General features: G+C 73.2%; 20 protein-coding genes. 11 read left to right on the top strand and 9 right to left on the bottom strand.

What is annotated here, in order from left to right; genetic code table 11:
• Positions 1–134: 134 nt before the first annotated feature.
• The 3 genes from ACFUUZ_RS19790 to ACFUUZ_RS19780 form a co-directional block, all read right to left on the bottom strand.
• The gene (locus ACFUUZ_RS19790) at positions 135–326 is read right to left on the bottom strand and encodes a hypothetical protein (protein ID WP_378698186.1); all 192 of its coding nucleotides are present in this window, start codon (positions 324–326) and stop codon (positions 135–137) included.
• Between the two features lie 145 nt (positions 327–471).
• A complete protein-coding gene (locus tag ACFUUZ_RS19785) occupies positions 472–1,968 on the bottom strand; it encodes a PP2C family protein-serine/threonine phosphatase (RefSeq protein WP_378698184.1) in 1,497 nt (498 codons plus the stop codon).
• The gene (locus ACFUUZ_RS19780; RefSeq protein WP_378698182.1) at positions 1,965–2,708 is read right to left on the bottom strand and encodes a GAF and ANTAR domain-containing protein; all 744 of its coding nucleotides are present in this window, start codon (positions 2,706–2,708) and stop codon (positions 1,965–1,967) included. Before ACFUUZ_RS19780 ends, ACFUUZ_RS19785 begins: the two co-directional genes overlap by 4 nt.
• A 433-nt stretch (positions 2,709–3,141) precedes the next feature.
• Between ACFUUZ_RS19780 and ACFUUZ_RS19775 the strand changes: the two genes are divergently transcribed.
• From ACFUUZ_RS19775 to ACFUUZ_RS19755, 5 genes are all read left to right on the top strand, one after another.
• The gene (locus ACFUUZ_RS19775; protein ID WP_378698180.1) at positions 3,142–3,495 is read left to right on the top strand and encodes a helix-turn-helix domain-containing protein; all 354 of its coding nucleotides are present in this window, start codon (positions 3,142–3,144) and stop codon (positions 3,493–3,495) included.
• 1 nt (position 3,496) lies between these two features.
• Positions 3,497–3,937, top strand: coding sequence for an SAM-dependent methyltransferase (locus ACFUUZ_RS19770; protein WP_378698178.1), 441 nt, complete (start codon positions 3,497–3,499; stop codon positions 3,935–3,937).
• Between the two features lie 46 nt (positions 3,938–3,983).
• On the top strand, positions 3,984–4,832 hold the full coding sequence (locus ACFUUZ_RS19765) for a hypothetical protein (RefSeq protein WP_378698176.1): 849 nt from the start codon (positions 3,984–3,986) through the stop codon (positions 4,830–4,832).
• Between the two features lie 182 nt (positions 4,833–5,014).
• On the top strand, positions 5,015–5,620 hold the full coding sequence (locus tag ACFUUZ_RS19760) for an SRPBCC domain-containing protein (RefSeq protein WP_378698174.1): 606 nt from the start codon (positions 5,015–5,017) through the stop codon (positions 5,618–5,620).
• A 23-nt stretch (positions 5,621–5,643) separates the two neighbouring features.
• Positions 5,644–6,411, top strand: a complete 768-nt coding sequence (locus ACFUUZ_RS19755) for an aminoglycoside adenylyltransferase domain-containing protein (protein WP_378698172.1) — start codon at positions 5,644–5,646, stop codon at positions 6,409–6,411.
• Here ACFUUZ_RS19755 and ACFUUZ_RS19750 read toward each other — a convergent pair.
• The 3 genes from ACFUUZ_RS19750 to ACFUUZ_RS19740 all read right to left on the bottom strand — a co-directional run bounded on the left by ACFUUZ_RS19750 (position 6,399) and on the right by ACFUUZ_RS19740 (position 9,486).
• Complete coding sequence (locus tag ACFUUZ_RS19750; RefSeq protein ID WP_378698170.1) at positions 6,399–8,084, bottom strand: SulP family inorganic anion transporter; 1,686 nt, start codon at positions 8,082–8,084, stop codon at positions 6,399–6,401. The genes ACFUUZ_RS19755 and ACFUUZ_RS19750 overlap by 13 nt on opposite strands.
• The gene (locus tag ACFUUZ_RS19745) at positions 8,081–8,740 is read right to left on the bottom strand and encodes a GAP family protein (RefSeq protein ID WP_378698168.1); all 660 of its coding nucleotides are present in this window, start codon (positions 8,738–8,740) and stop codon (positions 8,081–8,083) included. The genes ACFUUZ_RS19750 and ACFUUZ_RS19745 overlap by 4 nt, the downstream gene beginning before the upstream one ends.
• A gap of 134 nt (positions 8,741–8,874) precedes the next feature.
• Positions 8,875–9,486, bottom strand: a complete 612-nt coding sequence (locus tag ACFUUZ_RS19740) for a GNAT family N-acetyltransferase (RefSeq protein WP_378698164.1) — start codon at positions 9,484–9,486, stop codon at positions 8,875–8,877.
• An 84-nt stretch (positions 9,487–9,570) separates the two neighbouring features.
• Between ACFUUZ_RS19740 and ACFUUZ_RS19735 the strand changes: the two genes are divergently transcribed.
• On the top strand, positions 9,571–10,314 hold the full coding sequence (locus ACFUUZ_RS19735) for a TetR/AcrR family transcriptional regulator C-terminal domain-containing protein (protein WP_378698162.1): 744 nt from the start codon (positions 9,571–9,573) through the stop codon (positions 10,312–10,314).
• Here the strand turns inward: ACFUUZ_RS19735 and ACFUUZ_RS19730 are convergent.
• Both ACFUUZ_RS19730 and ACFUUZ_RS19725 read right to left on the bottom strand, forming a co-directional pair.
• Positions 10,311–10,610: a DUF1905 domain-containing protein gene (locus ACFUUZ_RS19730; protein WP_378698160.1), complete on the bottom strand. Its 300-nt coding sequence runs from the start codon at positions 10,608–10,610 to the stop codon at positions 10,311–10,313. The two genes, ACFUUZ_RS19735 and ACFUUZ_RS19730, sit on opposite strands and share 4 nt — an antisense overlap.
• 49 nt (positions 10,611–10,659) lie before the next feature.
• On the bottom strand, positions 10,660–11,553 hold the full coding sequence (locus tag ACFUUZ_RS19725; protein ID WP_378698158.1) for a LysR family transcriptional regulator: 894 nt from the start codon (positions 11,551–11,553) through the stop codon (positions 10,660–10,662).
• Between ACFUUZ_RS19725 and mmsB the strand changes: the two genes are divergently transcribed.
• From mmsB to ACFUUZ_RS19700, 5 genes are all read left to right on the top strand, one after another.
• On the top strand, positions 11,467–12,591 hold the full coding sequence (mmsB, locus tag ACFUUZ_RS19720) for a 3-hydroxyisobutyrate dehydrogenase (RefSeq protein ID WP_378698156.1): 1,125 nt from the start codon (positions 11,467–11,469) through the stop codon (positions 12,589–12,591). The two genes, ACFUUZ_RS19725 and mmsB, sit on opposite strands and share 87 nt — an antisense overlap.
• Positions 12,588–13,958, top strand: coding sequence for an MFS transporter (locus ACFUUZ_RS19715; protein ID WP_378698154.1), 1,371 nt, complete (start codon positions 12,588–12,590; stop codon positions 13,956–13,958). Before mmsB ends, ACFUUZ_RS19715 begins: the two co-directional genes overlap by 4 nt.
• Before the next feature lie 24 nt (positions 13,959–13,982).
• Positions 13,983–15,461, top strand: a complete 1,479-nt coding sequence (gene mmsA, locus ACFUUZ_RS19710; RefSeq protein ID WP_378698152.1) for a CoA-acylating methylmalonate-semialdehyde dehydrogenase — start codon at positions 13,983–13,985, stop codon at positions 15,459–15,461.
• A 119-nt stretch (positions 15,462–15,580) separates the two neighbouring features.
• A complete protein-coding gene (locus ACFUUZ_RS19705) occupies positions 15,581–17,083 on the top strand; it encodes an amidase (RefSeq protein WP_378698150.1) in 1,503 nt (500 codons plus the stop codon).
• A 137-nt stretch (positions 17,084–17,220) separates the two neighbouring features.
• A complete protein-coding gene (locus ACFUUZ_RS19700) occupies positions 17,221–18,123 on the top strand; it encodes an NADP-dependent oxidoreductase (protein WP_378698147.1) in 903 nt (300 codons plus the stop codon).
• 288 nt (positions 18,124–18,411) lie between these two features.
• Here the strand turns inward: ACFUUZ_RS19700 and ACFUUZ_RS19695 are convergent.
• Positions 18,412–18,543 (bottom strand): Hsp20 family protein (locus ACFUUZ_RS19695; protein ID WP_378698285.1); only part of this gene is annotated, 132 nt, incomplete at its 5' end.

The following is an 18,543-nucleotide window of genomic DNA, read 5'->3' as shown; positions in this document are numbered from 1 at the left end:
CGTTGCGGTACTCGTGTTCCGGCACCGTTGTGCCGAGGTTGAGAGCGCGTTTCCTTCGTTTCGCTCACGTTTCCGCCAGCGGGGCTGCGCGGCGACAGCTCCGCACCGGCCGCGACGGCCGGTACGGAGCTGGTTCAGCCGGCGAGACCGTACTCCGCCACCTCGGGGCGCGTCGCCCCGGATCGATTGTCGTTCGCCGCGTCACCGCCGGTGACGGTCTCGCGCTCGGCCGCACGCTCGGTGACGGTCGGCTCCGGATCGATGACCGGGCGGGTGAACACCGCCGCGGCCGCGTATTCGGCGACGCAGGCACTCCAGTTCCACATCGCGTCCCCCTTCTCCGGGCCGCCGGACGAGTTCCGGCGGGACCTCGACGGTAACCGGGCACCCGACGTCGGCGACACCGATTTTTCGCCCGGCGCCGCGGGGTCGCGCCGGTGCGCAGGCGCTGAAACCGCCGCTCGACAGCGGTCAGCGGTCGATCGCGGTCCGTCGCTCGTCCTCGGGTCGCCGCGGCGCGGTCGCCCGATCCACCTTGCGTACCAGCAGGACGGTGGCGTCCTCGGAGAGCGGCGTCCGGTGGTGCGCACCCACCGCCGTGATCACCTGCCGCACGGTCTCCGGCGGCGGATGACCCGAGGACGCCTCCCGCCGCAGCAGCTCGGTGAGGCGCCGCAACCCGAAGCGGTCACCACCGGGGTCGGCGGCGCCGGTGACGCCGTCGGTGTAGAGGACCAGCCAGTCGTCGCGGTGCAGCTTCTCCTCGCCGACGACCCCGGCGGCCGCACCGAGACCGAGGGGCGCGCGCTGCCCGGCGCCGAGCGGGTCGGCCATCGTGCCGCCGCGCATGACCAGCGGTTCGGTGTGCCCCGCGTTGACATAGCGCAACCTCCCGCTGTCGAGGTCGAGCTCGGCCAGTACGGCGGTGGCCAGCGGACCGGCGCCGAAGCGGTCGACCAACTCCTCCTCGATCGCGCGCGCCTGATCGAGCAGCCCGCCACCGGCGTGCCGGACACTCCGGTAGGCGGCGAGCGCGGTGGCGGCGATCAGCTCGGCGCATGTCCCGGCCGCATCGAGGATGAGCAGCTGCGCGGTGGTCTCGGAGAAGGCGTAGTCGAAGACGTCACCGCGCAGCTCGTAGCGCGGCTCGACGGCGGCGCTGACCACGACGTCGCCGACCCCGGCCGTGCGCGGGGGCAGCAGCGACCAGAGCAGCTCGGCGGGGACGGTGCGGGGCCGGGTGAGCCGGGCCCGGTCCAGCCCGTCGCCGTAGTGGGTGGTGATGGTGACGAGGTGGCCGAGCAGCCGCGACACCCAGCGGCAGTGCGCGCGGAGGCCGGGGTCGCGCAGATCCTCGGGCTCGGGGACGCCGATTTCGAGCACGCCGAGCCGTTCGATCCCGTCCAGCAGCGGCATCCACAGCGTGGGGGCCTGCTCCGTCGAGGACAGCGCGGCCACCTCGCGGAAGGCGCGGCCCGCGGTGGTGGTGTCGAGGTCGAGCGCCGGCGCGCCGGGGCGGCCGGCGGGGCGCAGTGCTCGCTGCTCGTAGTCGACGAGGTGCACGGTGAGTTCGACGCCGAGCGCGGTGCCCGCGGCGTGCGCGATCACTGGCAGCCGGTCCGGTGCGGCCAGGTGCGCGCCGTCCACCAGCTCGACCAGCGCGGAGAGCGGCGGTGTAGTCGGCCGCGGGTTGCGGAAGGGGCGGCTGTAGGTGGCGCGCTTGGTCTCGGTGCGGCGGTCGAGGTGTTCGTTGACGACGTGGGCGAGCATGTCGCGGTCGCGGGCGGAGAGCATGGTCATCCCGTGCACGTAGGCGTCGACCTCAAGGAATCCGGCGTCGCCGCCGATGCCGAAGTACTCGGTCCACAGCGCCTCGACGTCGAGCCCGGCGCCCGCGAACGCAGCGGTGAAGGCGCGCTGCTGCTCCTCGGCGCGGTCGCGGCCGGAGGACTCCCTGGCACCGGTCACCACCGCTCGTCCTCGCGGTCGGCGGTGAGCTGCTCGGCGACTCGGCGGATGGAGGTCTGCCGGTCGCGCGCGTGCTGTGCGAGGGAGAGGAAGGCGGCGTGCTCGTCCACCCCGTCCCGGCCCATGAGGAAGCCGGTCGCCCGCGCGATCACCTCCCGGCCGCGCAGCTTGTCGGTGATCCCGGCGCTGACCGCCTCGGCCTCGGCGGCGCCGACCAGGTGCGCCACCAGCAGCGAGGCCTGCGCCGCGAACAGGGTGAGCAGGTGCTCTTCGCGCGGACCATAGGCGCCGGTGCCATAGACCTTCATGGCGCCGAGCCCGCGCTCGCCCGCGACCAAGGGCGCGCTGAGCGTGGAGACCAGCCCGAGTTCCGCGGCGCGCGGACCCCAGCGCGGCCACCGCGGATCGGTGCCGACATCGTCGACGCGCACGACGATCCGCTCCGCCGACGCGGTCAGGCACGGGCCGTCGCCCAGCTCGTACTGCAGCGCGTCGGCGCGCCGCACCAGGTCGCTGGTCGCCGCCGTCGTCCCGCGCTCGCCCGCGCCGTCGAACAGCGTGAGCCCGGCGCCCGCGGTGCCGGGAACGGTCTGCACCGCGAGCTCGGTGATCGTGGCCAGGCCGTCGTCCACCGTCCGATGGGACAGGAACAACCCCGCCATGCGCGCGAACGCGGCCACGATCTGCTCGGCCGCGGTGGTTTCGCCCAGCCCGCCGCCCGTCGAGTCCTCCGCCGACACCTGCCCTGCCTCCCGTCACCTCCGCTATGGGCGGTCAGTACCCCGCTCGCTGTCGGTTATGCCGGAGGGGGCAGAGCAGGACGGCAAAAATCTGTAGTCCAGGGGGTAGACATTGTGTGGCGAACTCACTAATGTCTCTCTCGTCGAAGAGAGAAGGATTAGTAGCCGGGCAGGGGAGCTGCCCGGAAGCGAAACCCTCGGCCCTCCGGCGGAGAAGAGAATCCGGTGCAGTCGGCCGGACCGCCGGAGGGGCCCACCGAATGATCCGTCGACCTGGGAGGTGGCTACTGGAACACGCATCTCGACCTCACGTACCCGCCCTGTGGCGGGGCCCGGATTCTTCAGTCGGGCCGTGATTTCGATTCCCTCGTCAACTCTTCCGGGCCCCGGCGCGACAGCGCCGGGGCCCCTTGTCGTGCCCCCGAGAGGTGCCGTGCCCCCACCCGAAACCGATCCCACCGACGACGCTACGGCGGCCGAGCGCCTGGACGACCAGGACTACCCGGCCTACAGCATGGGCCGCGCCGCCGAGATCCTGAACGTCACCCCCGCGTTCCTCCGCGCCCTCGGCGCCACCGGGCTGCTCGAACCCCAGCGTTCGGCCGGTGGGCACCGCCGCTACTCCCGCGCCCAGCTGCACATCGCCGCACGGGCCCGCGAACTCGTCGACCGCGGCACCCCCCTGGAGGCGGCGAGCCGCATCATCTCCCTGGAGGACCAGCTCGCCAGGGCGCACGCCCACAATGCCGAGCTCGCCGAGCGGAACCGGTCGGAGCCGGAGGACTGAGATGCCGCTGAACACCGGGCTCTCGCCGCGCCTCGCCGCAGTGGTGGCCGCGCTGCCGCTGCGCCCGGACTCCCGGGTCCTGGAGATCGGCTGCGGCCCCGGCGCCGCGGCCCGCGCGGTCGCCGCCCGGGTCACCACCGGCACGGTGCTGGCGATCGACCGCTCCGCCACCGCCGTCGCGCAGGCACGGGCGGGCGGCGCGGATCTCATCGCCGCCGGTCGGCTGCGCGTGCGCAGGGCGGCGGTCGAGGACTTCGCGCTCGAACCCGGCGAGGACCCCTTCGACCTGGTGTTCGCCGTCCGGGTCGGCGCGCTCGACGGGCGGCACCCCGCCGCGGGCGAGCGGGCGCTTCGCCGGATCGCCGCCGCGACGACCGCGGGCGCCCGGCTCTTCGTCGACGGCGGAGACCCGCTGCGCGAGTTGCCGATTCCACGGCATTGAGCCCGGCCACGGGACGGCGCCGCCGCCCGCTGGTTGAATGCCGGGCATGTGGTCGTCGATAGACCGGGGCACCCGGCGCTACTGGAAAACCGTCGGACGGCAGGTCGACCTCGCGAGTGAGCACGCGTGGTTGCGGGCGCCGATCTCCGCGGACCCGCAGGCCACCGTCGCCGACAACTGGCTCGCGACCGAGGCGCAGCGGGTCGGCGGCCGGGTCGCGCGCGACCCCGACGCCGGGCTGCTGCCCGACATCGACGCCCTCGCGGGCCCCGGCTTCGACCCGGCCCGCCTGCACCCGACCGTGCGGGACTTCTACGAGCACACCGCCCGCTGGCGGATGGAGGCCTGGGTGCAGTGGACCCCGGTCTTCGCGCCCGGCGGCGCGCTGATCACCCGGCTCTTCGGCCGCCGGGTGGGGCAGCTGGCGCTGCCGGTCCGCCCGCTGGACACCGCGCGCGGCATCGACAGCCGGGTGGAGACGTTGCTCGACGCGGACGGAACCCACCGGGGCGCGGCCTGGTTGCGCACCGCGCGCGCCACCGGCGAGTACATCTACAGCGGGTTCTACCGGGCGACCCGGCTCCCCGGCTCGGCGCAGCCGAGCGTGCACGTCTCCTTCCCGATGCCGCTCGGCACCGTCCAGGTTTTCCTGCGCCCCGAGGTCGGCGCGGACGGCGCCCTGCGGCTGGTCTCCCCGCCGGGGCCGTTCGGCGCCGACGGCGCGTACGTCACGATCGTGGAGGGGGCGCGGGCCTGGGCGGCGCGCGTGCCGCTGCACGAGCGGTTCGACGTCTACCCCGACGGCGCCCGGCTGCTGCGCACCGACCACACCCTCGCCCTCGGCCGGGCCACCGCGCTGCGGCTGCACTATCTATTGGTACCGATGGGCACTTGAAAGTGCTGCGTGACAACGGATTCGCGACCGCGTGCCGCGCGGGCGCGCACCGCCTATACGGTGGGACCCGTTCCACTCCGGAAAGTCGACCGCGGCAGCGACGGGCTTCGCCGCTCGCGGACCGGCCCGCTCGACGCGCTCGCCGTCGCGCTCCCGGGGGTCACTCACGAAGGAGAACACGCGTGACCGAGATCGCCCCCCAGGCGACCAGCCTGACCGCCGTGCAGCGGTCCATGGGCAACCGCGACATCCCGGCCGGACCCGCCCGCACCGCCGTGTTGCGCCGCCGCTACGAGGCTCCCGTCGCCGAGGTGTGGCAGGCCATCACCACCCCGAACCGCGTCGACCGCTTCTTCCTGCCGCTCAGCGGCGACCTGCGGGTCGGGGGGACCTGGGAACTGCAGGGCAACGCGGGCGGGACGATCCTCGCCTGCGAGGCGCCGCACCTGCTGCGGCTGGAGTGGACGCCGGTCTACGGCCGTGACTCCAGCGACCACGTCGAGGTGCGCCTCGAGGCGGACGGCCCGGACGCGACCTGGCTCGAGGTCGAGCACGCCTCCACCGCCGACGTCTTCCACAACGACCCCGACACCGGCTGCTTCGGCGTCGGCATCGGCTGGGAGGGCCCGCTGCACTACCTGGGCGAGTTCCTGCGCGGCGCGCTTCCCGACTACCCCGGCACCGAGTGGTACACCTTCGACCACGTCGAGGAGGTGCGGCTGGCCGGGCTGCGCGGCCGGGCGTGGGCGGAGGTCGAGGCGGAGCACGCCGCGGCGGGCAACGCCTGATCGACCGGCCGGGGGAGCGGGCCGTGGAATCCGCCGTCGAAGCCGTGTGCACCGAGATCACGCGGCGGGATCTCGGTGGAGTCGCCGGGGTCTACCTCTACGGTTCCGCCGCCGCCGGTGGCCTGCGGCCGGACAGCGACGTCGACCTGCTCGTACTCACCCGCCGTTCGCTGACCGACGTCGAGCGCACCGCCCTGGTCGCGGTGCTGCTGCGGGTGTCCGGGTGGCGCGGGCACGCGACCGCCTTTCCCGACGCGACCGGTAGGCGTCCGCTGGAATCGACGGTGCTCACGCTGGACCAGGTGCGGCCGGTGCCGCCCGCGCCGCGGGTGGACTTCCAGTTCGGCGAGTGGCTCCGCGCCGACCTGGTGCGTGGCGCCCTGCCGCGCCCGGTCGCCGACCCGGACGCGGTGGTCCTGCTCGCCACCGCGCTCGCCGCGCACCGCGTGCTGGCCGGACCCGCACTCGCTGACCTGGTCGCGCCGATCCCGCCGCAGACCTTGCGCCGGGCACTCATCGCGGTCGTCCCCGGCATCGTCGCGGAGATGTCGGGCGACGAGCGCAATGCGGTGCTCACCCTGGCGCGGATCCTCGTCACCCTGGCGAGCGGCCGCATCGTGGCCAAGGACGAAGCGGCGGCTACCGTCGCCCGCACCCTGCCCCCGCCCGATCGTGCCCTGCTCGAATCGGCCCGCGCCTGCTACCTGACCGGGGTGGACGTGGATTGGGATGCAGCTCGGGCGCGAAATCTCGCGCATGCGCTGGCCGCCCGCGTTCCCTACTCCTCGTGATCGGCGAGCGCCTCGCGCACGGTGGGGTAGACGGGGATCTCGACTCCCTGATCGGCCAGCCGACGCAGCACGTCGCGGGTCTGGCCGATATTGCGGGCGACCCGCAGCGCGATGCCATCGGTTCGGAGGCTTGCCGAGAGCCCGGCGAGCATGCGGGCGGCGGTGACGTCGATGAACGGTGAGGTCTCGGCGTCCAGCACGACCACGCGGGTGCGGTCGGTGACGAGCGCGCGGACGTGGTCGGCGACCCAGTCGGCATTGGCGAAGAAGAGCCCGGCTTCGACGCGCACCACCACGGCGTCGGCGGGGGCGGGGAGCTCGGGGTGGCGGGCGCGGTCGAGCCACAGGTCGCCGTGGTCGGCGAGCGTGGCGACGTGCGGGCGGGAGGCGCGGTAGAGCAGCAGCAGGACCGAGACCCCGACCCCGATCAGCAGCCCGGGCAGGGTGTCGAAGATCAGGACACCGGCCAGTGCCGCCGCGGCGGCGAGGAAGTCGACCCGGGCGGCGGGGCCGTAGAGCGCGCCGAGGCGACGGGTCCAGATCCGGTAGAAGCCTGCGAGGGAGGGGAAGTCGATCAGCTCGAGCACGGCGGCGATGACCACCGCGGCCAGCACCGCCTCGGGCAGGTTCTCGAAGAGCCCGGTCAGGAAGAGCAGCGTCAGCACGGTCAGCCCCGCGACCACCAGCCCGGAGACCTGGCTGCGGGCCCCCGCCGAGCCGTTGACCGCGGTCTTGGAGAGGCTGCCGTTGACGACCATCCCCGAGCAGAACCCGGTGCCGAGGTTGGCGGCGCCGAGCCCGGTCAGCTCCGCGTTCGAGTCGACCCGGTACCCGTTGCGCGCGGCGTAGGTCTTGGCCGCCCCGAGCCCCTCGGCGAATCCGATCAGCACCACGCCCAGCGCGGGGCCGAGCAGCTCCAGGTAGTCGTGCGCCGACAGCCCCGGCGGCAGCCCGGGCGCGGGGAGCCCCGGGGCGATGTGGCCCACCACCTCGACCCCGCGCTCGGGCAACCCCAGCCAGGTCGCGGCGGCGATCCCGGCCAGCACGACCAGCAGCGAGCCGGGGACACGGGGCAGCCACCGGCGCAGGGCGAGCACCGCGGCCAGGCCGAGCCCGCCGAGCACGGCGGTGGCGGCGTGCAGCTCGCCGAGGTCGCCGAGCACGGCCACCGCCTTCTCGAAGAAGTTGCCGTGCCCGCCGTCGATGCCGAGCAGCGCGGGCACCTGGCCGATCAGGATGGTCAGGGCGAGCCCGACGATGAATCCCTTCAGCACCGGCTCGGAGATGAAGGCGGCGACGAAACCCAGCCGCGCCAGCCCGGCCGACACCGCCACCGCGCCGGTGGCGAGCGCGAGCGCGGCGGTGAGCGCCAGGTACCGGGCCGGGTCACCCCCGGCGATCGGCGCGACGATGGCCGCCGAGAGCGCGGCGGTCGCCGACATCGGCCCGACCACCAGGTGCCGCGACGAGCCGAACGCCGCGTACAGCAGCAGCGCGGGCACCGCGGCGTACAGCCCGACGACCGGGTCGACCCCCGCGATCCCGGCGTAGGCCAGCGCCTCGGGCACCAGCACCGCCCACACGGTGACCCCGGCCATGAGATCCGGACGCAGCCAGCCGCGCTGGTAACCGGCCAGTGAGCCGAAGACCGGCCACCACCGGCCGGCGGTCACAGCGCCTCCAGGCCCTTGCCGATCAGCGACGCCGCCATCAGCGCGAGCACGATCCCCATCACCAGGTGGTTGTTCGCCGACAGCCACCGCTGCATCGCCTCGAGCGGGGCGCGCAGCCGGTCGGCGGCGAGCCGGTAGCCGAGCACCGGCACCACCACGGTGGTCGCGGCCAGCGCGACGAAGACCGCGCCCGCCCCGATCGCCGCACCGACCGACAGCCCCGCGGTGCCGAGCAGCAGCCCCGCCGAGACGCAGAGCAGCAGGTTCTTCGGATTCACCGCGGCGAGCAGCACCCCGAGCCCGACCGCGCGCCCGAAGGTGACCCGGTCGATCGCCGTCATCCAGCCCGGCTTCGTGTGATCTCCGCGGGCCCGGAACTGCCGGACCGCCAACGCTACCAGCAGCACCCCCAACCCGATCTTGGCCCAGGCGACGCCCTGCGACGGCGCGGAGTCGTCGCCGGTGTCGATCGCCCCCGCGGCGGCCGTGACCACCGCCGTCGCCCCCGCGATCCCGGCGACCCAGCCGAGGGCGAAGCCGGTGCTGGTCGCGGCGGCATTGCGCGACATGAGCATGAGCACGACGGCCACGATCGGGATCGGGGAGATCGCGACGCCGACCGCGATCGGCAGCAGCTGCCCCACCGCGTTCAGCACGGCCGGAACCTGTTCCGTACACGGGTCATGGGCTCGCCCCTTCCGGTGGAGATCGCGCGACAGGGTCGACGCTAGGAACCGGTCGGCTCGCGCACCTCACCCGAATCGGGTGAGGTGCGTGGCGGCGGAGCCCGTCACGGCGCGAACCACATCGGAAGCAGGGTGGGGCCGCCCGGGAGTGGGAGCGGTGCACCGTGTGGGGCGAAGCCGAGCCGGGCGTAGAGGCGGGCGGAGCGTTCGGTGCTCGCCGCGAGGAAGGCGGACTCGCCGGTCGCGGCGAGCCGGTCCAGCCCGGCGCCGAGCAGGGCGGTGCCCGCGCCGGTGCCGCGGTGCTCGGGCACGGTGGCGATCGAGTGCAGGTAGCGGTGCGGGTACTCGCGCGGGTGCGCGGTGGCGACCCGCCCGACCGCGAGGGCCAACCGCTGCCAGGCGCCGACTTCGGGGTGGGCGGCGGCGAGTGACCGCAGCTCGTCGGCCTCCGCGCGGTAGCGGCTGCCGTCGGCCATGCGCTGCCACACGGCGACGGCGCGGATCGCGCCATCGGCGCGGGCGATCCACACCTCGTCGTCCCGGATCGCCGCCGCGATCACGGCGGGGGTGTGCGCGCGGCGCAGCTCCGCTACCGCCGCCTCCTCCGCACCGGCCACCCACACCGCCACCGCCTCGTCGGCACCGGCCCGCAGATACGCCGCCGCCACCTCCGGCACCTCGTCCGGCCCCGCCCTGTGCACTGCGAAGTCCTGCATTCTCGTCCTCCGTTCCCGGCATCGCTGCGACCGAAAGTAGGGACAGGCCAGGCTGAGAACCAGTCTTTCGGCACACTCGGAGTCGTGACGAGAGAGGGTTGCGCCCGGTGCGGCGCCGTGCTCGTCCACTCGGAGCGGGGACGCCGCCGCCGCTACTGCTCCCGCTCCTGCCAGGCCCGCGCCTACCGCGCCCGCCGCGACGCATCCCCACCGCGCCCGCCCCGACCCGCCCACCTGACCACCGTGCGGATCGCCCGCACCGCCGTCGAGCTCGCCGACCGCACCGGCCGGATCGTCCTGCGCGAGCTGGCGGCCGAACTCGGCATCACCACGGCGGCGCTGCACCGGCGGGTGGGCACCAGGGACTCGCTGGAAGCGGCGATGGCGGAGCTGGTACTGGGCGAGGTCGTCCCACCCCCGCGCGGCGACTGGCGGGAGCGGCTGTGGCACGTCGCGCACGAGGAGTGGCGGCTCTACCGCGCGCACCCGTGGCTGCTGCCGGTGCTCGCCCGGCAGCGGCCACCGCTCGGCCCCGCCCTCTTCGACCTGGTCGACCCGGCCCTGGCCGCGCTCGACGAACTCGGCGCGCAGACGCTACCCGCCTACCTGGCGGTTTCCGGCCTCATCCAGGGCTTGGCCCTGCTCACCGCGGCCCCTGCGGCCGCGGCGGGGGAGCCGCTGCACGAGGCGATCGATCCGGCCGCGCACCCGGTCGCCCACCGCCTGCTCGCGAACCCCGCCGAACCCGATCTCGACGCCGTGCTCGACACCGCCCTGGACCTGCTGCTCGACGGCATCGCCACCCGGCTGACCGAGGAGCCGCGCTAGAAGACCACGTCCAGCTCGACCTCGGCCGCCGACCCGGCGACGAGCCCCTCCGCCGCCCGCACCGCCTTCTTCACCGGCAGCACATAGGTGGCGCGCTTCGTATCCGGGAACAGCGATGTCGACCACGCGGTTCCACCGATCCGCACCCGCACCTTCACCGCCCCGAACCCGGTGGTCCGATGCCCGTACCGCTCCTCGATCTCATCGGCCACCTCCTCCGGCAGGCTCAGGAAGTGCCACGAGCCCGCGCCGTCGTGCTCCCACACCGGCGCCGTGAACGAATACCGCGATCCCACCCCGCCACGCTAGCCCCGGACACCGACAGTTCGGTGCGGCTGCGGAACCCTATCCCGGCAGCAACTCCGCCTGCCGCTCCGCGACCGACTCACGGATGGCGCGCATGACCGTGGCGGTCGCGGGCCGCTGCAACCGCCGCGGCGCCAGGCACGCGGTGAACTCCAGGGTGAGCGCGACCTCGTCCGCGAGCACCCGGACCAGGGTCGGCTCCCGGTCACCGACGAAGGCGGGCAGCAGCCCGATCCCCGCCCCGGCGAGCACGGCGGCGGTCTGCGCCTGCACGCTGGTCGAGCCGAAGCTCACCTGGCGGGTGCCGGTGACCCGGCTCAGCACGTCGAGATCCTCGACGCGCAGCAGGCTGTCGATGTAGTAGATCAGCGAGTGGCCGCTCAACTCCGCCGCGGAGGCGGGCAGGCCGCGCTCGGCCCGGTACTCCGCGGCGGCGTACAACCCGAGCCGGTAGTCGGTGAGCTTCTCGGCACCGCGGCGCCCGACGACCGGTTCGCCGACGCCGATCTCGATGTCGGCGCCAACACCGTAGGCGCTGAGCCGGGTCTGGGTGACGATCTCCACCGACAGCTCCGGGTTGATCCTGTGCAAGTCCGCGAGTATCGGAGCGACGAAGTAGGCACCGAAAGCGTCGGTGGTCGCGATCCGGACCAGCCCGGAGAGCGCGCGTTCGCGCGGGGTGGTGCTCACCTGGTCGCGCACCTCGTTGAGCGCGGATTCGATCTGCTCGCAGGACTTCAGCAGCCGGTGCCCGAGGTCGGTCAGCTCGCAGCCCTGAACACCCCTGACCAGGACCGGCGCCCGCAGCTCTGCCTCCAGCGCCGACATCCGCCGGGAGATCGTGGCGTGGTTGAGGCCGAGCGCCGAGGCGGCGCCGACGAGCGAGCCGCAGCGGGCGATCTCCAGCAGGACGACGAGGTCGTCGGCGCGCATCCGGACTCCTTCGGCGGCGGGGGCTGTGCGAATCCGCACAGCCTATGTTCCGAAACTCGCCTTTTCCGAAGCTGTAACCCGGATCACCCTTGGTCGGTGGCCGGCAGCACCAGCGCACGGCATCGAACAGAAGGGCACACCGACGTGAAGATCTGTTGGATCGGCCTCGGGAACATGGGTTCGCCGATGGCCGGGCACCTGCGCGAGGCGGGGCACGACGTCACCGGCTTCGACCTGTCTCCCGAGGCGCGCGCCGCGGCGAGCGTGCCGACCGCGGACTCCCCGGTGGCCGCGGCGCGCGACGCCGCGATCGTCGTCACCATGCTGCCCAGGGGCGAGCACGTCCGGGCCGCCCTGCTCGAGTCCGGCGCGCTGGCCGCCGCCGCACCCGGCGCGCTGGTCGTCGACTGTTCGACCATCGCCACCGGCGAGGCCCGCGAGCTCGCGGCGGCCGTCACCGCCACCGGCGGACGGTTTCTCGACGCCCCGGTCTCCGGCGGGACCGCGGGTGCGCGGAACGGGACGCTCACCTTCATGGTCGGCGGGGCGGCCGCCGACTTCGAGGCGGCCCGGCCGCTGCTGGTCGCCATGGGCGCCCGGCTCTTCCACGCGGGCGCGGTCGGCGCCGGTCAGAGCGCCAAGATGATCAACAACATGATGCTCGCGATGAACATGCAGAGCACCTGCGAAGCCGCGGTCCTCGCACAGCGGCTCGGCATCGACGCGGGCACCGTCATCGAGATCGCCGGGGTCTCCACCGGCGACAGCTGGGCGCTGCGCAACTACTACCCGGTCGGCGGTGCGGTCGACGTCGCGCCCGCCGGCCGCGGCTTCACCGGTGGCTTCGCGGTCACGCTCATGCGCAAGGACCTCGGCCTCGCCATTGACGCCGCCGGTGCGCACGGCGTCGACGTCACCGCCACCGCCGAGGTGGCCCGCCGGCTCGACGACCTCGTGGCCGAGGGGTTCGGCGCGCTCGACTTCTCCGCGCTCATCCGCCTCATCGACGGCTCCATCCCCGCGGCGGGTGTCCGATGACCGCCACCCCCACCCGAGCCGAGCTCGCGGCGCCGAACCAGCAGACCCCGACCGGATTCCGCCGGATCGTGGCGGCGTCCATGGCGGGCACCGTGGCCGAGTGGTACGAGTTCTTCCTCTACGGCATGGCCGCGGCGCTGGTCTTCGGCGACGTCTTCTTCCGGGCCACCGGCAACCCGCTGGACGGCGTGATCGCCGCGCTGCTGACCTACGCGATCGGTTTCGTGGCCCGCCCGGTCGGCGGCATCCTGTTCGGCCACTACGGCGACAAGTTCGGCCGCAAGAAGCTGCTGCAGGTCTCGCTGCTGCTGATCGGCGTCTCCACCTTCCTGATCGGCGCCATCCCCAGCTTCGACCAGATCGGCTACGCCGCACCGGTGATCCTGGTGCTGCTGCGCTTCCTGCAGGGCATCGCGATCGGCGGCGAATGGGGCGGGGCGGTGCTGCTGGTCGCCGAGCAGAGCCCGAACGACCGCCGCGGCTTCTGGTCCAGCTTCCCGCAGGTCGGCGCCCCGCTCGGCAATGTGCTGGCGACCGTGGTGCTGCTGGTGCTCTCCTTCGCGCTGCCCGAGGCAGCGTTCCTCTCCTGGGGCTGGCGGATCGCGTTCTTCTTCTCCGCCTTCATCGTGCTGATCGGCTGGTTCATCCGCACCAAGGTCGAGGACTCGGCGATCTTCCAGGAGGCCGCGCACGACCAGCCGCAGGCGGAGAACACCTGGCAGGCGGTCAAGCGCGTCTTCAGGGCCAAGCCCCGCGAGGTGTCGACGGCCATGGGCGCCAGGGTGATCGAGAACATCCTCTACTACATGGTGGTCACCTTCTCGCTGACCTACCTGAAGGTGCACCTCGAGGTCGACACCGCCACCATCCTGAGCCTGATGCTGCTCTCGCACCTCGTGCACGCGGGCATGATCCTGGTCTTCGGGGCGCTCTCGGACCGGTTCGGCAGGCGCCCGGTCTACCTGCTCGGCGCGGTGCTGGCCACCGGCTACTGCTTCGTCGCCTTCCCGCTCATGGACTCGCGCTCCGAGGCGCTGATCCTGGCCGCGATCACGCTCGGGCTGATCATCCACGCGATCATGTACGCGCCGCAGCCCGCCATGATGGCCGAGATGTTCCCGACGCACATGCGCTACATCGGGGTCTCGCTCGGCGCCCAGGTCACCGCGATCTTCGCGGGCTCGCTGGCCCCGGTCATCGCGACCATGCTGCTGCGCACCTTCGGCAGCTGGGTGCCGATCGCGATCTACGTCGCGGTCGCCGGGCTGATCTCGATCGTCGCGGTGCTCGTCATGCGGGAGACCAAGGGCTCCTCGCTGACCGCGCTCGACGACGAGCACCGCGCCCGCTTCGGCACCTCCCTCTAGATCCCCCTCCGAAAGGCTTTCGTCATGCGCACCATCCCGCACTGGATCAACGGCGCCCCGGTCACCGGCGGCACCGACACCATCGACGTGCTGAACCCGGCCACCGACCGGGCGATCGCCACGGTCCCCATGGCCGACAGCGACACCGTCGCCGCCGCCATCGCCGCGGGCGTGGCCGCCTTCGACGGCTGGTCGCAGGCCACCCTGTCCAAGCGCGCCCACGTGCTCTTCCGGTTCCGGGAGCTGCTGCTGCAGCACCGGGCCGAGCTGGCCGCGCTGATCACCGCCGAGCACGGCAAGACCCTCGACGACGCCGCGGGCGAAATCGCTCGCGCCGCCGACTCCATCGAGCTGGCCTGCGGCGGTCCCGCGCTCGTGCGCGGTGGCACCTCGCTGCAGAGCGGGCCGAACATCGACACCAAGTCGGTGCTGCACCCGCTCGGGGTCTGCGTCGGCATCACGCCGTTCAACTTCCCCGCCATGATGGGGATGATGATGGTCTCGGTGGCGCTGGCCGCGGGCAACACCTTCGTGTGGAAGCCGAGCGAGCAGGATCCCGGCGTCTGCGTGCGGATCGCCGAGCTGTTCACCGAGGCCGGGCTGCCCGCGGGCGTGCTGAACGTCGTGCACGGGCGTCAGGACGCCGTCGAGCACCTCATCGACTCGCCCGACACCGAGGCGGTCGCCTTCGTCGGCTCCAGCAAGGTCGCGCACATCGTGTACCAGCGGGCCGCCGCGGCAGGCAAGCGGGTGCAGGCGTTCGGCGGCGCGAAGAACCACATGGTCGTCATGCCCGACGCCGACCTCGACGTGGTCGCCGACCAGCTCACCTCGGCCTCCTTCGGCGCCGCCGGGCAGCGCTGCATGGCGATCTCGGTCGCGGTCGTGGTCGGCGCGAGCGCCGAGCCGCTGCTGGAGAAGGTGCGGGTGCGCGCCGAGCAGGTCCGGCTCGGGGCGGGCGACGCCGACGGCACCGAGGTCGGGCCGGTCGTGAGCAGGCAGTCGCAGGAGCGCATCCGGGCGGCGATCAAGGAGGCCGTCGCGGGCGGCGCCACGGCGGTCGTCGACCGCAGCACCGAGGAGGTGCCCGGCTTCGAAGCGGGGTACTTCATCGGCCCGACCGTGCTCGCCGATGTCGAGGTCGCCTCGGCGGCGTACCAGGACGAGCTGTTCGGCCCGGTGCTCGTGGTGCTGCGCGTCGACACCCTGAACGCGGCGCTCGAGTTGATCCGGAACCACCGCTACGGCAACGGCGCCTCGATCTTCACCCGGGACGGCGCCGCCGCGAACGAGTTCGAGCGCCGGGCCTCCGCGGGCATGATCGGCGTCAATGTCGCCATCCCGGTGCCGGTCGCCGCCTACGCGGTGCAGGGGTGGAAGGACTCCGCCTACGGCGACACCGGGCTGAACAACGCGTCCTGGAGCTTCTACACCCGGCCCAAGTACGTGACCTCGCGGTGGGACAGCGTGGCCGGCACCGACTTCGGGTTCCGCCCCAACTGACGCCCGCGCGGGGTGGCGGCCGTCGGCGTCCACCCCGCGCCGGTGGCGCGGTCGTGCCGCGCGGCGTCGTGCCGGGGAAGCACCCCGGCCGGCGCGCGCAGCGGCCTAGTATCCGTCGGGTGGAACTCGACGAGTACATGAAGCACGACGCGACTGGGCTGGCCGAGCTGGTGGCAGCTGGCGCGGTGAAACCGGCCGAGCTGCTCGCGCTGGCCCGGCAGCGGGCCGATGCCGTGAACCCGGCGCTGAACGCCATCGTGCGCAGGCTCGACGGGGTCGCCGACGAGCGGGCCGGGAGCGCGCTGAGCGGCCCCTTCGCCGGGGTGCCGTTCCTGATCAAGGACCTGCAGCAGGAGTACAAGGGATTCCCCAGCACCGAGGGGTCCCGGTCGCTGGCCCGGGACGTCGCGCAGGAACACAGCCTGCTGGTGCAGCGCCTGCTGGACGCGGGGCTGGTCATTTTCGGCCAGACCAACACCCCGGAGTTCGGTAGCAAGGGCATCACGGAGTCCACCTTCTTGGGTGCGGCGCGCAACCCGTGGAATACCGCGCACACGCCGGGCGGGTCGTCCGGCGGCTCCGGCGCGGCCGTCGCCGCGGGTGTCGTGCCCGCCGCGGGCGCCAACGACGGCGGCGGGTCGATCCGGATCCCGGCCGCCTGCAACGGGCTGGTCGGGCTCAAGCTCAGCCGCGGCCTCTCCCCGTACGGGCCGCGGGTCGGCGAGGTCATGTTCGGCATGGTCACCCAGGGCGTGGTCTCGCGCACCGTGCGCGACAGCGCGGCGCTCTACGACGCGCTCATCGGCGAGAACCCGCGCGCCGCGTACCGGGGCGCGCTGCCGCAGCGGCCGTTCGCCGAGCAGATCGCGCAGCCGCCGGGCACGCTGCGGATCGGCTACTCGACCGCCTCGGCCATCACCGCGAACCCGCACCCGGAGGCGATCGCCGCGGTCGACGGCGCGGTCCGGTTGCTGACCGACCTCGGCCACCACGTCGAGGAGGTCCCGCCGCCCTACGACGACGAGGACCTGGCGCGCGACTTCCTGGTGATCTGGTTCGCCAGCCTCTACCGGGAGGTCGTCGCGATCAAGGAGCGGACCGGGGCCAGGAACAGCGATTTCGAAGCCGATACGCTCGCCGTCGCCGAGATCGGGCGGTTCAACGGCGTCGGCAAGCTGATGGCGGCGATCGACAACGTCAACACCTACATCGGACAGTTGGCGGATTTCCACGAGCGCTACGATTACTTCCTCACGCCGACCCTGGCCACCCCGCCGCTGACCGTCGGGAAGATCTCCACCCCGAAGGTGCTGCAGATCGGCTCCCGGCTGGCGCACCGCCTGCACGGCGGAAAGCTCATGGAGCTGACCGGGATCCTGGATTCGCTCATCCAGGAGAACCTGGGTTGGGTGCCCTACACCCAGCTCGCGAACCTCACCGGCCGCCCCGCCATTACCGTCCCGCTGCACTGGACCGCGGCCGGGCTGCCGCTCGGTGTCCAGTTCGTCGGGCGGCCCGGCGCCGACGGTGACCTGCTGCGGCTGGCCGCGCAGCTCGAGCAGGCGAGTCCGTGGGCACACCGGCACCCGGCCCCGGTGGTGCATCGGGTTCCTGCCCCCTGACGCCGCCGCGCCGAATGCGCGCTGCCGCGAATGCTGCACCTGGAGAGCGCGTACGGCCTGCACACCGGCCATGCCGAGACCGTCGCCGCCATCGAGGAACTGCTGAACCGGTTCGAACCGGACGGGAAGGACCTGCCGTGAAGACCGTCACCCAGCACGCCGTCGGCGGCCCCGAGGTGCTGCACACCGCGGAAGCGCCGGTCCCCGAACCCGGGCCGGGCGAAGTGTTGATCCAGCTCGGCGCCACCTCGCTGAACAACGTCGACCGCGCCATGCGGGCGGGCGAGGTCGCGCACTCGGACCCGCCGCCGTTCACGCTCGGCTTCGACGTGTCCGGCCGGGTGGTCGCTGCGGGGGAGGGGGCCGCGCACCCGGTGGGCGGCCCCGTGTTCGGCATGGTGCCGACACCGACCGGCACCTACAGCGAGTTCGTACTCGCGGCGGATCGCGCGCTGGCCCCGCGTCCGGACGGTGTCGACGACCGGACCGCCGCCGCACTGCCCACCGCCGCGCTGACCGCGTGGCAGGCGCTCGATGTGGTCGAGCCGCGGGACGGGGAGCACGTTCTGGTCCACGGTGCCGCCGGTGGCGTCGGCCACCTGGCGGTGCAACTGGCCGTGCTGCGCGGCGCGCGGGTCACCGCGGTAGCGCGCGCGGAGTACCACGATCTGCTCCGCGATTTCGGAGCGACAGATGTGATCGACTACCGGACAGCGGATTTCGCCGCGACGGTGCCGAGCGTGGACGTGGTGCTCGACTTCGTCGGCGGCGGGTACGGGCAGCGCTCGCTGTCGATCCTCGGCCCGGAAGGCCGCTACGTGACCGCGCAATCGAGCGATGCCCCGGCCGACCCGAGGGCACGGACGGTGGTCGCACGGCCGTCCGCGAGCACCCTGCGCCACCTCGGCGACCTGGTCGCCGCGGGCTCGCTCCGAGTCCATATCAACCGCGTCTTCACCCTGGCCGATGCCGCCGCCGCGCACCGCTACGCGGAGCAACACTCGATACCGGGGAAGATCGTGCTGGTGCCCTGGAGCTGAACGGCGCCGGAGTGCTGTCGTTGGTCCTGGCATCGGGGTCGAGGTGCAGGTACCCCGCCTCGCCGAAGAGCTCGATCCGGCTCCCGTCCGGCTCGAAGTGGAACATCTCGACGTGATCCCGGACAGGGGAGCGGGGCGGGCCCGTGACCGCCGGGCCCGCCCCGCGAAGGGAAGAGTCGTGATACCTGATGTGTTGCTGTTGTGTTCGGGTAACGGGCACCACCTGCCTCTCACGCGAACTGAGCCGACGCGGTCCCCGCGGGGTCCTGGCGAGGACCGCGCGACAGGTCAGGAACTGGCGAGCGCCCGCGTGTCGTGCTGCTGCTCGCTGCGCACGATCTCGATCTTGCGGGGCTTGGCCTTCTCCGCCACCGGGATCGTCAGCCGCAGCACACCGTCGCGGTAGTCGGCGCGGATGCG

It is taken from the genome of Nocardia sp. NPDC057353, from assembly GCF_042667085.1.
In the GTDB taxonomy this organism is placed as follows: domain Bacteria; phylum Actinomycetota; class Actinomycetes; order Mycobacteriales; family Mycobacteriaceae; genus Nocardia.
This window is presented reverse-complemented; position numbering and strand designations above follow the sequence as displayed.

Excerpts from the sequence above, each read along its gene's own strand:
- ACFUUZ_RS19725 (WP_378698158.1), bottom strand. The coding sequence starts at position 11,553 with ATGCGCGCCGACGACCTCGTCGTCCTGCTGGAGATCGCCCGCTGCGGC.
- ACFUUZ_RS19715 (WP_378698154.1), top strand. The coding sequence starts at position 12,588 with ATGACCGCCACCCCCACCCGAGCCGAGCTCGCGGCGCCGAACCAGCAG.
- ACFUUZ_RS19765 (WP_378698176.1), top strand. The coding sequence starts at position 3,984 with ATGTGGTCGTCGATAGACCGGGGCACCCGGCGCTACTGGAAAACCGTC.
- mmsA (WP_378698152.1), top strand. The coding sequence starts at position 13,983 with ATGCGCACCATCCCGCACTGGATCAACGGCGCCCCGGTCACCGGCGGC.
- ACFUUZ_RS19740 (WP_378698164.1), bottom strand. The coding sequence starts at position 9,486 with ATGCAGGACTTCGCAGTGCACAGGGCGGGGCCGGACGAGGTGCCGGAG.
- ACFUUZ_RS19770 (WP_378698178.1), top strand. The coding sequence starts at position 3,497 with ATGCCGCTGAACACCGGGCTCTCGCCGCGCCTCGCCGCAGTGGTGGCC.
- ACFUUZ_RS19790 (WP_378698186.1), bottom strand. The coding sequence starts at position 326 with ATGTGGAACTGGAGTGCCTGCGTCGCCGAATACGCGGCCGCGGCGGTG.